The following is a 14,225-nucleotide window of genomic DNA, read 5'->3' on the forward strand; positions in this document are numbered from 1 at the left end:
TCCTTACGCCGGAGCGGGACCGTAGGCAGTCGTCCTTGGGGATGAGCGCATCCGTCCCCGAACAGTGCGGTAATGGATGCAGGGCCCGTACTGTGGGTTCTGTTGCAGTCGCTGGAGCTGGAGTCCGTCAGAAGGGGGCGCGCGAAGCCCATGAGCGGTGTCATGAAGCGTATGGGGATGATCTTCCGCGCGAAGGCGAACAAGGCCCTTGACCGGGCCGAGGACCCGCGCGAAACCCTCGATTACTCGTACCAGAAGCAGCTGGAGCTGCTTCAGAAGGTGCGCCGGGGTGTGGCCGACGTCGCCACGTCACGCAAGCGTCTGGAGCTCCAGCTCAACCAGTTGCAGTCGCAGTCCTCCAAGCTGGAGGACCAGGGCCGCAAGGCGCTCGCGCTGGGCCGTGAGGACCTGGCCCGCGAGGCGCTCTCGCGCCGGGCCGCGCTCCAGCAGCAGGTGACCGACCTGGAGACACAGCACACCACGCTCCAGGGCGAGGAGGAGAAGCTCACCCTCGCGGCCCAGCGCCTCCAGGCCAAGGTGGACGCCTTCCGCACGAAGAAGGAGACCATCAAGGCCACGTACACGGCGGCCCAGGCACAGACCCGGATCGGCGAGGCCTTCAGCGGCATCTCCGAGGAGATGGGCGATGTCGGGCTGGCCATCCAGCGCGCCGAGGACAAGACCCAGCAGCTCCAGGCCCGCGCCGGCGCCATCGACGAACTGCTCGCCTCCGGAGCGCTGGACGACCCGACCGGCATGGCCAAGGACGACATCCAGGCCGAGCTGGAACGGCTGTCGGGTGGTACGGATGTAGAGCTGGAACTCCAGCGGATGAAGGCGGAGCTGGCCGGAGGATCGGCCTCGCAGCAGGCGATCGAGGGCGGCAAGGACCAGTCCCAGTCGCAGTCCTCCTCCCAGCCGCAGGACACCCCGCGCTTCGACAAGCAGTGACGTGAAGCAGTGATGTGACGGCCCACGCCTGAGGAGGGCGACATGATCGTACGGATCATGGGGGAGGGGCAGGTGAGGCTGGCCGACAGCCACCTCACCGAGCTGAACAAGCTGGACGACGTACTCCTGAGGGAAGTACAGAACGGCGACGGACCCGCCTTCCGCGAGACCCTCCAGGCCCTCCTGGCCAAGGTCCGCGAACTGGGCGAGCCGCTGCCGGACGACTCCCTGGAGCCCTCCGGGCTGATCCTCCCGTCGCCGGACGCGACGCTGGAGGAGGTCCGCGACCTGCTGAGCGACGACGGGCTGATCCCGGGGTGACCGTCCCGCCCGGGTGACTGGGTTCACCGCTCAATCCGGTGCGCATTTCTCAGCCCGTCCGGCGGGCGAGCCCGGGACGGTGCCGTCCGGTCCGTATTTCTCAGCCCGTCCGGCGTTTGAGGACGAGGCCCCTTCAGGGCCGACCGGGGGGGCTCGGGGGGCGCAGCCCCCCGGAGACGTCCGCACCAACACCCCGCACAAGCACAGGGAACGTACAGCCAACCCCCATTCCGCCCCCGCCAGGGACCCCGTACCGTTGCCGGAATGAGCGCTTTCGACCGAGCCCGCTGCCGAGCGAAGGCGCACTCCTGCGCGCTGGACGTGGTGCTCGCCGCCGCGGTGCTGGTGTGCATGGTGGCGGGCTCGTTCGTGGACCCGCACGGCGGGCACGGCGTCAGCTGGGGCCTGCGCGTCCCGGACCCGCTCAGCCTGATCCTCATGGCGGTCGGCGCCGCCGCGCTCGTCTTCCGCCGCCGCGCCCCCATGCCGGTCCTCGCGGTCACCGGCACCGCCTCCCTCGTCGAGAGCGTCACCAGTGATCCCCGCGCCCCGGTCGCGATGTGCGCGGTGGTCGCCCTGTTCACCGTCGCCGTCTCCACCGACCGCCCCACCACCTGGCGCGTGGGCCTGCTCACGATGACCGTGCTGACCGGCGCCGCGATGCTCGGCGGCCCCCTCCCCTGGTACGCGCAGGAGAACCTCGGCATCTTCGCCTGGACCGGCATGGCCGCCGCGGCCGGAGACGCCGTACGCAGCCGCAAGGAGTTCGTGCACGCGATCCGCGAGCGCGCCGAACGCGCCGAACGCACCCGTGAGGAGGAGGCCCGCCGCCGGGTCGCCGAGGAACGGCTGCGCATCGCCCGCGACCTGCACGACGTCGTCGCCCACCACATCGCCCTGGTCAACGTCCAGGCCGGAGTCGCCGCGCACGTCATGGACAAGCGGCCCGACCAGGCGAAGGAGGCGCTCGCGCACGTCCGTGAGGCCAGCCGCTCCGCGCTCAACGAACTCCGCGCCACCGTGGGCCTGTTGCGCCAGTCCGGCGACCCCGAGGCCCCCACCGAACCGGCTCCCGGCCTCGACCGCCTCCAAGAGCTGGCCGGCACCTTCCGCAGCGCGGGCCTCCAGGTCGAGGTGGCCCGCGCGGACAACGGCACCGTCCTCCCCGCCGCCGTGGACCTGGCCGCCTACCGCGTCATCCAGGAGGCACTCACCAATGTGCAGAAGCACGCCGGCATGGAGGCGAAGGCCGAGGTGAGCGTCGTACGGGTGGGCCCGAACGTGGAGGTCACCGTCCTCGACAACGGCTCCGGCGAGGACCACGACCCCGACTCCGGCGGCGGCCACGGACTGCTCGGCATGCGCGAGCGCGTCACCGCCCTGCGCGGCACCCTCACCACCGGTCCCCGGTACGGGGGCGGCTTCCGCGTCCATGCGATCCTGCCGGTCAAGACCCGCCCACGCGCCTCGGGGGACCCCGTATGACGACGATCCGTGTCCTGCTCGCCGACGACCAGGCCCTGCTGCGCAGCGCCTTCCGGGTACTCGTCGACTCCGAGCCCGACATGGAGGTCGTGGGCGAGGCCTCGGACGGCGCGCAGGCCGTCCGGCTGGCCAAGGAGCAGCGGGCCGACGTCGTCCTGATGGACATCCGGATGCCCGGCACGGACGGTCTCGCCGCCACCCGCATGATCAGCGCCGACCCGTCGCTGGCCCACGTCCGGGTGGTGATACTGACGACCTTCGAGGTCGACGACTACGTGGTGCAGTCGCTGCGCGCGGGCGCCTCCGGCTTCCTCGGCAAGGGCTCCGAGCCCGAGGAACTCCTCAACGCGATCAGGGTCGCCGCGGCCGGCGAGGCCCTGCTCTCGCCGGTGGCGACCAAGGGCCTGATCGCCCGCTTCCTCGCCCAGGGCGAACTGGACGAGGACCACGACCCGGCCCGCGCCGAACGCCTCGAAGCCCTCACCGTGCGCGAACGCGAGGTCCTCGTCCAGGTCGCCGGCGGCCACTCCAACGACGAGATCGCCGAACGGCTCGAAGTCAGCCCGCTGACGGTGAAGACTCACGTCAACCGGGCCATGGCGAAACTGGGCGCCCGCGACCGGGCCCAACTCGTCGTCATCGCCTACGAGTCGGGCCTGGTCCGGCCGCGGGTGGACTGAACGGGGTCAGGGGGGCCGCCCGTTGGCCGGAGAGCGACCGCCGTCCCGGTCGGCGTGCGTATGGTGAGGTCTCGAACTGCCGTGCGCGGGAAAGGGATTCGGGCGTGCCATTGCAGAAGGACGACCCGAAATCGGTCGGCGGCTACCGACTGGTCGACCGGCTCGGGGCCGGCGGCATGGGCATCGTCTACCGGGCCAGGGCCCGCTCCGGCCGCGAGGTCGCCGTCAAGGTGGTGCACGCCCAGTACGCCGAGGACCAGGTCTTCCGGGCCCGCTTCCGCCTGGAGATCGAGTCCGTGCGCAAGGTCAGCGGTGCCTTCACCGCCCCCGTCGTGGACGCCGACCCGGAGGCGGCCCGGCCCTGGATGGCGACCCAGTACGTCCCCGGCCGCTCCCTCGCCGAACGCATCCGCGAACAGGGCGCCCTCCGCGAGGCCGAACTGCGCCGACTGGCCCTGGGGTTGGTGGAGGCGCTGCGGGACATCCACCGGGCCGGGGTCGTGCACCGCGACCTCAAGCCCGCCAACGTCCTGCTCGCCGAGGACGGCCCCCGCGTCATCGACTTCGGCATCTCCCGCGCGGCCGAGAACCACAACACCCTGACCGAGACCGGGCAGATGATCGGCACCCCGCCCTTCATGTCCCCGGAGCAGTTCACCGACGCCCGCTCGGTCGGCCCCGCCTCGGACGTCTTCTCGCTCGGCGCGCTGCTGGCGTACTCCCTCACCGGGCGCGGCCCCTTCGACGCCGACAGCCCCTATCTCACCGCCTACCGCGTGGTCCACAACGAACCCGTGCTGGACGCGGTCGGCCAACCGCTGCGCGCGACCCTGGAACGCTGTCTGGCCAAGGAGGCCAAGGAGCGGCCGTCCCTCGACGAACTGGCCGTGGAACTCACCGAGTTCCTGCCGGACGAGGACCCCGCCGACCCGGTCACCATGACCCTGCGCCCGGACGGTCCGCGCGGCCGGGGAGTCTCCCTCGGGATCGCCACCGAGGCCACACCGGCGATCGGCTTCGGCCGCTGGAACCGCCCCGGACCGGACGGGACGGACGAGGATCACCGGGGGCGTACCGGCCCGGCCCGTCGCGGCCGTCGTGTCCGCCCGCTGTGGGCGACGGCCGGCGCCGTCGGCGCGGTGGCCCTCGGCCTGCTGGCCTATCTCACCTACGGCCCCGGGTTCCCGGCCGACTGGACCAGTGGGCCGAGCCCCGAGCAGGGCTCACGGTGGGCCGCGGTCCCCACCGGCTGGAAGCCCTGGCAGACCACGGTCTTCGCGGCGGCGCGGCGCGGCGAGGCCAAGGCCCTGGGCGCCGCCGACGGCCTGCCGCCGACCGCCCAGTCCACCTGCCTGAGCCAGGGCGCCGCCGTCTACTGCGCGGGCGACGGCGTGCTGCCGGAACGGCTGGACGCCCGGACCGGGGCGACGCTCTGGCGGGCCGCCGGCCTGGCGCCGAAGGGCACCGACCCCACCGGGTACACCTCGTCGGTCCTCGGTGTCCAGGACGGCGCGGTCCTCGTCCGGCAGTCCATCGTCAAGGACGACTCCGCGACCAATCTGACCTCCGTCGTGGCCCTCGACGCGACGACCGGCGCCGAGCTGTGGCGGCAGCGGATCAACGACGACAACGTCGGGCTGGCCATGTCCGGCGACCTCGTCCTGACCTCCGACTCCGCGGGCAGGAAGGTCACGGCCCGCTCCCCGCGCGCCGGCGCGGCCCGCTGGACCATGACCCTGCCCGCCAAGCAGTACTGCGCCTTCGCGTCGGTCGGCGCGGATTTGTACGCCCAGTGCTTCCCCACCGAGCAGAACGTGGACTACTCCTGGCTGCTCAAGCTGGACCGCGTCGGCGGGAAGGTCGCCGTACGCCTGAAGGTCCCCTTCGAGAGCGGTCTCGTCGGAGCCGTCGACGGCCGGCCCGCGCTGCTCCTCGCCGAGGGGGAGAACGGCTCGGTGTCCCTCGCGGACTCCGAGTTCGGCAGGATTCTGCTGGCCGACCCGACGACCAAGGGCCAGACCACGACGAAGCTCGCCAAGACCTTCCCGGGTTCGGCGACGCTGGCCGCCGACACTCTGTGGATCACCAGCTCCAACGGCCAGGTGACGGCGGTGTCCGCGCTGACCGGCAAGGAACTCTGGACCACCCGCACCAGCGTGGAGAACTCCGGTTCCCCGACCTACGACGCCCGCACCCACACCCTCTACCTGGCCAGCCGCAGCGGCCGGGTCGCGGCCCTGGACGCCCGCGGGGGCGCCCTCCTGTGGGAGACCGCCGCCCGGACCGACGCGACCTCGCCGGACGAGGCGGCCGAACCGCAGGTGTTCCTCTACGAAGGCGCCCTGACCGTCATGACACCCCACGGCACGCTCTTCGGCCTCGACCCCGCCGACCCCGAGCGGAAGTCCACGTCGGGGTGAGCGGGGCCGGGCGCGGCAGCGTTACGGCAGCGCCAGCATCCGCTCCAGCGCCAGCTTGGCGAACGCCTCCGTCTCCTTGTCGACCTCGATGCGGTTGACCAGGTTGCCCTCGGCCAGCGACTCCAGGGTCCACACCAGGTGGGGCAGGTCGATGCGGTTCATGGTCGAGCAGAAGCAGACCGTCTTGTCGAGGAAGACGATCTCCTTGCCCTCGGGGGCGAAACGGTTCGCGAGCCGTCGTACGAGATTCAGCTCGGTGCCGATGGCCCACTTGGAGCCGGCCGGGGCCGCCTCAAGCGCGTTGATGATGTACTCGGTCGAGCCCACGTGGTCGGCGGCGGCCACGACCTCGTTCTTGCACTCGGGGTGGACCAGGACATTGACCCCCGGTATCCGGGCCCGGACGTCCTCGACCGACTCCAGCGAGAAGCGGCCGTGCACCGAGCAGTGCCCGCGCCACAGGATCATCTTCGCGGCCCGCAACTGCTCGACGGTGAGACCCCCGCCCGGCTTGTGCGGGTTGTAGACGACACAGTCGTCGAGGCTCATGCCCAGGTCCCGCACCGCCGTGTTGCGGCCCAGGTGCTGGTCGGGCAGGAACAGCACCTGCTCGCCCTGCTCGAAGGCCCACTCCAGCGCGCGCCGCGCGTTCGACGAGGTGCAGATCGTGCCGCCGTGCCTGCCGGTGAACGCCTTGATGTCGGCGGACGAGTTCATGTACGACACCGGGACGACCCGCTCGGCGATGCCGGCCTCGGTCAGGGTGTCCCAGCACTCGGCGACCTGCTCGGCGGTGGCCATGTCGGCCATCGAGCAGCCGGCCGCGAGGTCGGGCAGCACGACCTTCTGGTCGTCGCCGGTGAGGATGTCCGCGGACTCCGCCATGAAGTGCACACCGCAGAACACGATGTACTCGGCCTCGGGGCGCGCGGCGGCGTCCCGGGCCAGCTTGAAGGAGTCGCCCGTGACGTCGGCGAACTGGATGACCTCGTCGCGCTGGTAGTGGTGGCCGAGCACGAACACCTTGTCGCCGAGCTTCTCCTTGGCCGCGCGGGCCCGCTCGACCAGGTCCGGGTCGGACGGCGAGGGCAGGTCGCCGGGGCACTCGACACCCCGCTCGCTCCTCGGGTCGGCCTCCCGGCCGAGCAGCAGCAGGGCGAGGGGCGTCGGCTGGACGTCGAGCGCCTGGGTCTGGGCGGTGGTCACGACACGCACCCTTTCTGTTCTGCGGACCGGCCCGGTAGGGCCTTTTCGTCTAATTGACGTTATCTATCATAACCGCTTCACGTCAGTTTGACGATGGCCATAGCGTCGATGTGACATCAATCCCGGCAGCCGCTCGATACGCGCTCAGCCGGGCACCTTGCGGGGGTGTGCGAGCATGGAGAGAGGTGCCGGGGGAAAACATCGGGCACGGCCCGGAATGAATCCACGGCCCCGGCGGTTGACATCGTCGGCAAGCAGTCTCCGTACAACCCGGGAGAGATGTAGATGTCCGTATCGGACGAGACCAGCACCGTCACCGACGGCATCCTTCTGTCCGACGCCGCCGCGGCGAAGGTCAAGGCCCTGCTCGACCAGGAAGGCCGGGACGACCTGGCGCTGCGCGTCGCCGTGCAGCCCGGTGGCTGCTCGGGCCTGCGGTACCAGCTCTTCTTCGACGAGCGCTCCCTCGACGGTGATGTCGTCAAGGACTTCGGCGGCGTCAAGGTGGTCACCGACCGCATGAGCGCCCCGTACCTGGGCGGCGCCTCGATCGACTTCGTCGACACCATCGAGAAGCAGGGCTTCACGATCGACAACCCGAACGCGACGGGCTCCTGCGCCTGCGGCGACTCGTTCAGCTGAGCCCCACAGAGCAGTTGCGCCACGGCGAAGGCGGCGGCCCCCTCCGACGGGGCCGCCGCCTTCGGGCTTCTCCGGTGCCCGTGCGGGAGTGCTCAGCCGCTCACCGGGCCAGCGAGGGGCCCGCGCCCGCCGTCGGCACGGTGCTCTTCTCCACGGGGATCGCCTTGCCGTCCGCACCCACGACCTTCCGGTCCCCGAGCGGCGCCTTCAGCTCCACGGTCCGGTGGTAGATCTTGGCGATCATCACGCAGATCTTGTTCGGCCAGGGCGTCGCGGTCACCGTGACGGTCACCTCGTCCGCACTCTCCGCGGCCGTCACCCGGTAGTCGGCGCACACCCCGCCGGTGAAGGCCACGGTGAGGCTCTTCCCGTCCGCCGAGTAACCGTCCGCCTTCACCTCGTGCGGAGCCGCGGTCGCCGTCGAGGTCGGAGTGGGCGTGGGCGTGCCGGCCGAGGCCAGATACTTCGGATCGATCGCCGGGTACGTCACCGTGAAGGTGTCCTGCGCGCCCGACTGCTTCACCTCGAACAGCCAGGCCGGCACCAGCGTCTGCCGCCCGCCCACGGAGTACGTGGCGAGCCCGAACTCCGCGTGCTCCACCACGGCCGCGGCCCGCGCGGGCGTGGCCGAGCCCGCGGTCGACGATCCGCAGGGCGCCTCCAGCCGGTCCTTCAGCGGTACCGGAGTGGCGCAGCCGCCGATGCCCATGCGGTGGTCGGTCCCCGGCGCCGCGTTCAGCAGGGCCAGCGCCTTCGCCGCGCTCAGTACGGGATACACGTCCCCCTTCAGCGGCGCCGCCAACTGCCCGCTCCCGCCGACCACTTCACCCTGGGCGCTGACGGTCAGCCCGGTCGTCCAGCCGTGCGTGGGCAACCCGCCGATCACCGGTTCGGCGTTCACCACCCGCTGCGCGCCCATGAGTTGACTCGCGTCCACCTTCGCGTCGTCCTGGCCCACGGCCTTGAGGACCGGGGCGGCGGCCTGCTTCGCCACGGCCACGCTCACCGGATCGGTGGCCGAAGTGCCCGGATCGTGCGTGCACTTGACGGTGCTCGTGCAGGTGTCGGTGCCGGGCGCGTAGCGGCTGAACGTCCACAGGCCCGGCGCCGTCCGGTTCACCTGGAGGCTCGGCCCGCTGCCGTCCTGCCCGCCGACCTTCCAGTACTGGCCCTCGGCCACCGGTGTCCCCACGACACCGAGCGCCTTCGCCAGCCGCGCCACCTCGTCCTTGGCGACCTGGCCCTCCGCCGCGTAGACGGCCGCGGAACCGGGTCCACCGGGCAGGGTGCCCTGGGCCTTGTAGGTCTCGCCGTACGGATTCGGCTCCCCGGACGCGATCCCGCCCGTACCGCTCGTACCGCCCGGCGCGAACCCGTCGAGCGCGAGCGGCGGGGGAGTGCCGTCACCGCCGGACGCGGCGGATCCGGTCCCGTCCCCGGAACCTCCGGCCGACGAGGAGGACGACGCGAGATACGCGCCGCCACCTCCGACGAGCAGCACGGCGGCGGCCACGGAGGCGATGACGAGCGGCGACCGGGAACGGGAACCGGCCCGCGCCGGGGGCTCGTCGTCGGTGTGGGCCACGTGGATCGCATGGACCGGGTGGTCCGCGTGGTCCGCGTGATCTGTGGGGTCCGCGTCGTCGTGCGGGTGGGCGGCTTCGGGAGGTTCGGGGGTTTCGGAAAGCTCGGGGGCTTCGGAAGGTTCGGGGGCCTCGGAAGACTCGGGGATCTCCGAAAGTTCGGCGATCTCGGAGGCGTCCGATGCCTCGGGCCGTGCTTCCCCGGGTTCCGGCTCTTCCGGCTCTTCCGCCGCTTCCGGCTCCTCCGACCGATCAGCCCGATCCGACCGATCAGCCCGATCCGACCGATCAGCCCGATCCGTCTTCCCGGCCTCGGGCTTCTGGACGGAGCCCTCCGTGGAGCCCTCCACGGCGTCCCCCACGCCCGGCACTTCGGCGGAGGCGCCGGTCGCGTCCTCGTTGTCGGGTCGCTCGGTGTTCACCGCATCGCTCCTTCGGCTGCGCAACTGTCCCATGACCCTGACCCGCCCCTGTCAAAGGCGCAGACGGAAGGGTCGTATCCCGCATCCCCCTTACGGGGGACGGCGATGGGACGCAGCGGGGGAGCGCACGGTTCCCCGAACGCGCCGATCGAACCGATCGAGCCGACGAACTTCGGACGACAGGCCCTAGCCGCCGTATTCGCCCATGGCGTCCAGCAGTCGGGCCGACCTCGGTGGTACCGACACGCCGTGGATGAGGGACGGGGACACCGGAAGGGCGACGATCCGGTCGGGAGCCGTCCAGTGCGGGGCCATCCGTGCGCAGTCGCCGCGCAGTGCCGCGAGGTCCGCCTCACCTTCGCCTTCGAGGTGGACCGGAACGGGACCGTCGACTTCGAGGTTCGTCATAGCGGCACCGTACGCACGCCACACCTCGCGAAGAAAGATCTACTATCGGGTAGTTTTGGCCGCTTCAGAGGCGCCGGGCCGACCGGGTAGCGTGAACTGTCAACGCAGCCTCCCTCAGGAGAGTCCTCGCCGTGCGCATCGCAGTCACCGGCTCCATCGCCACCGACCACCTCATGACCTTCCCCGGCCGCTTCGCCGACCAGCTCGTCGCGGAGCAGCTGCACACGGTCTCGCTCTCCTTCCTCGTCGACAACCTCGACGTCCGCCGGGGCGGCGTCGGCGCCAACATCGCCTTCGGCATGGGTCAGCTCGGCACCAGGCCGATCCTGGTCGGCGCCGCCGGCTCCGACTTCGCCGAGTACCGCGACTGGCTCGACCGCCACGGCGTCGACACCGACTCGGTCCGCATCTCGGAGACGCTGCACACCGCCCGCTTCGTGTGCACGACCGATGCCGACCACAACCAGATCGGCTCCTTCTACACGGGCGCCATGAGCGAGGCCCGCCAGATCGAGCTGAAGACCGTCGCCGACCGCGTGGGCGGTCTCGACCTGGTCCTGATCGGTGCCGACGACCCCGAGGCGATGCTCCGTCACACGGAGGAGTGCCGTACCCGGGCGATCCCGTTCGCCGCGGACTTCTCCCAGCAGATCGCGCGCATGGACGGCGACGACATCCGCATCCTGCTGGAGGGCTCGGCGTACCTCTTCTCGAACGAGTACGAGAAGGGGCTCATCGAGTCCAAGACCGGCTGGAGCGACGCGGAGATCCTGTCGAAGGTCGGCCACCGGGTCACGACCCTCGGCGCGCACGGCGTCCGCATCGAGCGGGTGGGCGAGGACCCGATCGAGGTCGGCTGCGCGGAGGAGGAGCGCAAGGCCGACCCCACGGGCGTCGGTGACGCGTTCCGGGCCGGATTCCTCTCGGGGCTGGCGTGGGGCGTCTCGCTGGAGCGCGCGGCGCAGGTCGGCTGCATGCTCGCGACGCTGGTCATCGAGACGGTGGGCACCCAGGAGTACCAGGTCTCCCGCGGGCACTTCATGGAGCGCTTCACCAAGGCCTACGGCGATGACGCGGCCGTGGAGGTCCGGGCGCATCTGCGCTGATCAGCCGTGCACGGGTGCGCGGGGGGCCGGTCGTACGGTTCCCCGCGCACCCCGCCGGGCGACCGTACGGTTCCCCGCGCCCCCCACCGGGCGACCGTACGGTTCCCCGCGTTCCCGCCGGGCGCCTCAGCCGGTCCGGCGGACCACGTAGGCCGGGCCTTCCTCCTCGCCCACGTACTCCTGGCCCCGCATCTCGCACCACGCCGGGATGTCCAGCCGTGCCGCCTCGTCGTCCGACAGGACCTTGACCGTGCCGCCCACCGGCACGTCACCGATGACCTTCGCCAGCTCGATCACCGGGATCGGGCAGCGCTTCCCGAGGGCGTCCACGACGAGCGAGTGCTCCGCCGCGACCGCCACCGGCGCCGCCGTCGAGACCCCCAGCTTCTCCCGCACCCCGGCCACCGCCCCCGGCAGCACGGCGAGGAACCGCTCGACCTCCTCCTCCGTCGTGCCGGACGGCAACGACACCCGCACGTTTCCCTCACTCAGCACCCCCATCGCCTTCAGCACATGGCTGGGCGTCAGCGTGCTGCTGGTGCAGGACGAACCGGACGAGACGGAGAAACCGGCGCGGTCCAGTTCGTGCAGCAGGCTCTCCCCGTCGACGTAGAGACAGGAGAAGGTGACGATCCCGGGCAGCCGCCGTACCGGATCGCCGACCACGTCCACGTCCGGCACCAGCCGCGGCACCCGCGCCCGGATCCGCTCCGTCAGCTCCCGCAGCCGTAGCGCCTCCTGGGTCGCCTCCGCGCGGGTCGCGCGCAGGGAGGCCGCCGCGGCCACGACGGCGGGGATGTTCTCGAAACCGGGGGAGCGGCCCGACTCCCGTTCGTCCACGGGGTCTTGGGGCGCGAAGCGCACGCCCTTGCGCACCGCCAGCAGGCCCACGCCGGCCGGGCCGCCCCACTTGTGCGCGCTGGCCGTGAGCAGCGACCACGGGCCCTCGACCGGTCCCCAGCCCAGCGACTGGGCCGCGTCGACCAGCAGCGGAACCCCGGCCGCCCGGCACACCTCGGCCACCTCGGCGACCGGCTGCACGGTCCCCACCTCGTGGTTGGCCGACTGGAGACAGGCCAGCGCGGTGTCCGGGCGCAGCGCCTCGCCGTAGGCCCGCGCGCTCACCGCGCCCGTCCGGTCCACCGGCACCTCGGTCACCGAACCGCCCGCCGCCACCAGGCCCTCGGCCGAATGGAGCACGGAAGAGTGTTCAACCGCTGACACGATCAGGTGACGTCCGACGCGCCGCCGCCCCGCCGACGCTCCCGCGACACCGCTGTGCACGGCCCGGGTTCCGGAGGAGGTGAAGACGAGTTCGTCGGCCCGGCACCCGACAGCCTCGGCAGCGGCCTCCCGCGCGGCGTCCAACAGCAACCGCGCCTTGCGCCCCTCCCGGTACAACCGGGCCGGGTCCGCCCACCCCTCGTCCAGAGACGCCAACAGCGCCTGCCGGGCGACGGGATGAAGGGGAGCGGAGGAGGCGGCATCGAAGTAGGACACACGGCAACGGTAGAACGAGGGCGAGCAAGGCAGGGGCGCGGGCCGTGACATCTGCGGCTCCGCCGCGGGGCGCGAGCAACCACAACGAACCCGCACCCGCCCAAATCACCTGAACCCCCGAGGTATTAGGCGCCCGGAGTAACGCACGGCGCGTATGCCACCCTCCCCGCGAACCCCCGGAGGGCGTCGGCTAGGGTTTGGTCCGCATAAACATCCAAACCCCTGCCCGACGCAGGGCGGCGACCGACCCGCGTGAAGGCAGGCCGCAGCCAATCCGCGCGGGCGAGACTCTCGGGAAGGCGCTACGTGAGTCCCAACGGCTCCGACCTCCCCCGCTGCCTGAAGGGCGCGGGCGGGACCCCCACGCCGCGGCGCCCGATGCGGCGGAAGCTGCGGCAGGCAATGACCGCGGGCCTGGTCCTGGCGACCGCGACCGGTTGCACATCCAAGGACTTTCCTCGCCTCGGGTTCCCCACTCCGACCACGGAGGAGGGTCCGCGGATCCTCTCCCTGTGGCAGGGATCCTGGGCTGCCGCGCTCGCCGTCGGCGTCCTGGTGTGGGCCCTGATCATGTGGAGCGTCGTGTTCCACAGGCGCAGCCGCACCAAGGTCGAGATCCCCCCGCAGACCCGGTACAACATGCCCATCGAGGCGCTGTACACGGTTGTTCCGCTCATCATCGTCTCGGTGCTGTTCTACTTCACGGCCCGCGATGAGACGAAGCTGCTGAGCCTCGACAAGAAGCCCGACGTGACGGTCAACGTCGTGGGCTTCCAGTGGAGCTGGGGCTTCAACTACATCGAGAACGTCGACGGTGTCAGTGGCGACGCGACGACCGACAAGAACCTGGCCGCGATCCCGGACCGGTTCAAGAAGGACTTCCCGGCCAACGCCGGCGGGGTCTACGACGTCGGTACGCCCGCCACGAAGAACCCGCAGACCGGCAACCCGGGTCCGACCCTCTGGCTCCCCAAGGGCGAGACGGTCCGCTTCGTCCTCACCTCACGTGACGTCATCCACGACTTCTGGGTGGTGCCGTTCCTGATGAAGATGGACGTCGTCCCCGGACACACGAACGCCTTCCAGGTGACCCCCACCAAGGAGGGCACCTACCTCGGCAAGTGCGCCGAGCTCTGCGGCGTCGACCACTCCCGGATGCTGTTCAACGTGAAGGTCGTCTCGCCGGAGCGCTACCAGCAGCACCTCAAGGACCTCGCCAAGAAGGGGCAGACCGGTTACATCCCCGCTGGCATCGCGCAGACGAGCCACGAGAAGAACCGGGAGACGAACAACCTGTGAGCATCCTCAACGAACCTCAGGGTGCCGCGGCAGCAGAGTCCCACTACGCGGATGAGCTGCCGGTCAGGCGCAAGCAACCCGGCAACGTCGTGATCAAGTGGCTCACCACCACGGACCACAAGACGATCGGCACGCTGTATCTGGTCACGTCCTTCGCGTTCTTCCTGATCGGCGGCGTCATGGCGCTGCTGATGCGCGCCGA

Annotated in this window: 12 protein-coding genes and 1 pseudogene; 9 read left to right on the forward strand and 4 right to left on the reverse strand. The window is 71.2% G+C overall.

All coding sequences use genetic code 11. The features are described from left to right. The first annotated feature begins 150 nt into the window (after positions 1-150). From ACIQPR_RS44005 to ACIQPR_RS44025, 5 genes are all read left to right on the forward strand, one after another. A complete protein-coding gene (locus ACIQPR_RS44005) occupies positions 151-951 on the forward strand; it encodes a PspA/IM30 family protein (protein ID WP_200716465.1) in 801 nt (266 codons plus the stop codon). Between the two features lie 42 nt (positions 952-993). Next, the gene (locus ACIQPR_RS44010; protein ID WP_403661590.1) at positions 994-1,272 is read left to right on the forward strand and encodes a hypothetical protein; all 279 of its coding nucleotides are present in this window, start codon (positions 994-996) and stop codon (positions 1,270-1,272) included. A gap of 264 nt (positions 1,273-1,536) precedes the next feature. Beyond that, positions 1,537-2,757 carry a sensor histidine kinase gene (locus tag ACIQPR_RS44015; protein ID WP_403661593.1) on the forward strand — a complete coding sequence of 407 codons (1,221 nt, stop codon included), beginning with the start codon at positions 1,537-1,539 and terminating at the stop codon, positions 2,755-2,757. After that, entirely contained in the window at positions 2,754-3,437 is a 684-nt protein-coding gene (locus ACIQPR_RS44020; protein WP_403661596.1) for a response regulator, read from the forward strand. The genes ACIQPR_RS44015 and ACIQPR_RS44020 overlap by 4 nt, the downstream gene beginning before the upstream one ends. A gap of 104 nt (positions 3,438-3,541) precedes the next feature. Next, the gene (locus tag ACIQPR_RS44025; RefSeq protein ID WP_403661599.1) at positions 3,542-5,857 is read left to right on the forward strand and encodes a protein kinase; all 2,316 of its coding nucleotides are present in this window, start codon (positions 3,542-3,544) and stop codon (positions 5,855-5,857) included. 21 nt (positions 5,858-5,878) lie between these two features. Here ACIQPR_RS44025 and nadA read toward each other — a convergent pair whose 3' ends face one another. Beyond that, positions 5,879-7,063 (reverse strand): quinolinate synthase NadA, encoded by a 1,185-nt coding sequence (gene nadA / locus ACIQPR_RS44030; RefSeq protein ID WP_403661602.1) that lies wholly within the window; start codon positions 7,061-7,063, stop codon positions 5,879-5,881. Positions 7,064-7,348: 285 nt separating this feature from the next. Between nadA and ACIQPR_RS44035 the strand changes: the two genes are divergently transcribed. Next, on the forward strand, positions 7,349-7,705 hold the full coding sequence (locus ACIQPR_RS44035; RefSeq protein WP_019075810.1) for an iron-sulfur cluster assembly accessory protein: 357 nt from the start codon (positions 7,349-7,351) through the stop codon (positions 7,703-7,705). 100 nt (positions 7,706-7,805) lie between these two features. On the opposite strand, the gene ACIQPR_RS44040 is transcribed toward ACIQPR_RS44035, so the two are convergent. Both ACIQPR_RS44040 and ACIQPR_RS44045 read right to left on the reverse strand, forming a co-directional pair. Continuing rightward, entirely contained in the window at positions 7,806-9,710 is a 1,905-nt protein-coding gene (locus tag ACIQPR_RS44040) for a hypothetical protein (RefSeq protein ID WP_403661605.1), read from the reverse strand. Positions 9,711-9,896: 186 nt separating this feature from the next. Beyond that, positions 9,897-10,118 (reverse strand): hypothetical protein, encoded by a 222-nt coding sequence (locus tag ACIQPR_RS44045; RefSeq protein WP_403661608.1) that lies wholly within the window; start codon positions 10,116-10,118, stop codon positions 9,897-9,899. Between the two features lie 131 nt (positions 10,119-10,249). Here ACIQPR_RS44045 and ACIQPR_RS44050 point away from each other — a divergent pair, with 131 nt between their 5' ends. Further along, positions 10,250-11,224 (forward strand): carbohydrate kinase family protein, encoded by a 975-nt coding sequence (locus tag ACIQPR_RS44050; RefSeq protein WP_403661611.1) that lies wholly within the window; start codon positions 10,250-10,252, stop codon positions 11,222-11,224. A 126-nt stretch (positions 11,225-11,350) separates the two neighbouring features. On the opposite strand, the gene ACIQPR_RS44055 is transcribed toward ACIQPR_RS44050, so the two are convergent. Further along, complete coding sequence (locus tag ACIQPR_RS44055; protein ID WP_403661614.1) at positions 11,351-12,724, reverse strand: cysteine desulfurase/sulfurtransferase TusA family protein; 1,374 nt, start codon at positions 12,722-12,724, stop codon at positions 11,351-11,353. 306 nt (positions 12,725-13,030) lie between these two features. Between ACIQPR_RS44055 and coxB the strand changes: the two genes are divergently transcribed. Next, positions 13,031-14,023, forward strand: a complete 993-nt coding sequence (coxB, locus tag ACIQPR_RS44060; protein ID WP_403661617.1) for a cytochrome c oxidase subunit II — start codon at positions 13,031-13,033, stop codon at positions 14,021-14,023. Beyond that, a pseudogene (locus ACIQPR_RS44065) lies at positions 14,020-14,225 on the forward strand (cytochrome ubiquinol oxidase subunit I); the annotation flags it as partial. The gene coxB and the pseudogene ACIQPR_RS44065, both read left to right, overlap by 4 nt.

This window comes from Streptomyces sp. NPDC091280 (genome assembly GCF_044768565.1).
Taxonomy (GTDB): Bacteria; Actinomycetota; Actinomycetes; order Streptomycetales; family Streptomycetaceae; genus Streptomyces.

Excerpts from the sequence above, each read along its gene's own strand:
- ACIQPR_RS44005 (WP_200716465.1), top strand. The coding sequence starts at position 151 with ATGAGCGGTGTCATGAAGCGTATGGGGATGATCTTCCGCGCGAAGGCG.
- ACIQPR_RS44010 (WP_403661590.1), top strand. The coding sequence starts at position 994 with ATGATCGTACGGATCATGGGGGAGGGGCAGGTGAGGCTGGCCGACAGC.
- ACIQPR_RS44015 (WP_403661593.1), top strand. The coding sequence starts at position 1,537 with ATGAGCGCTTTCGACCGAGCCCGCTGCCGAGCGAAGGCGCACTCCTGC.
- ACIQPR_RS44020 (WP_403661596.1), top strand. The coding sequence starts at position 2,754 with ATGACGACGATCCGTGTCCTGCTCGCCGACGACCAGGCCCTGCTGCGC.
- ACIQPR_RS44035 (WP_019075810.1), top strand. The coding sequence starts at position 7,349 with ATGTCCGTATCGGACGAGACCAGCACCGTCACCGACGGCATCCTTCTG.
- ACIQPR_RS44045 (WP_403661608.1), bottom strand. The coding sequence starts at position 10,118 with ATGACGAACCTCGAAGTCGACGGTCCCGTTCCGGTCCACCTCGAAGGC.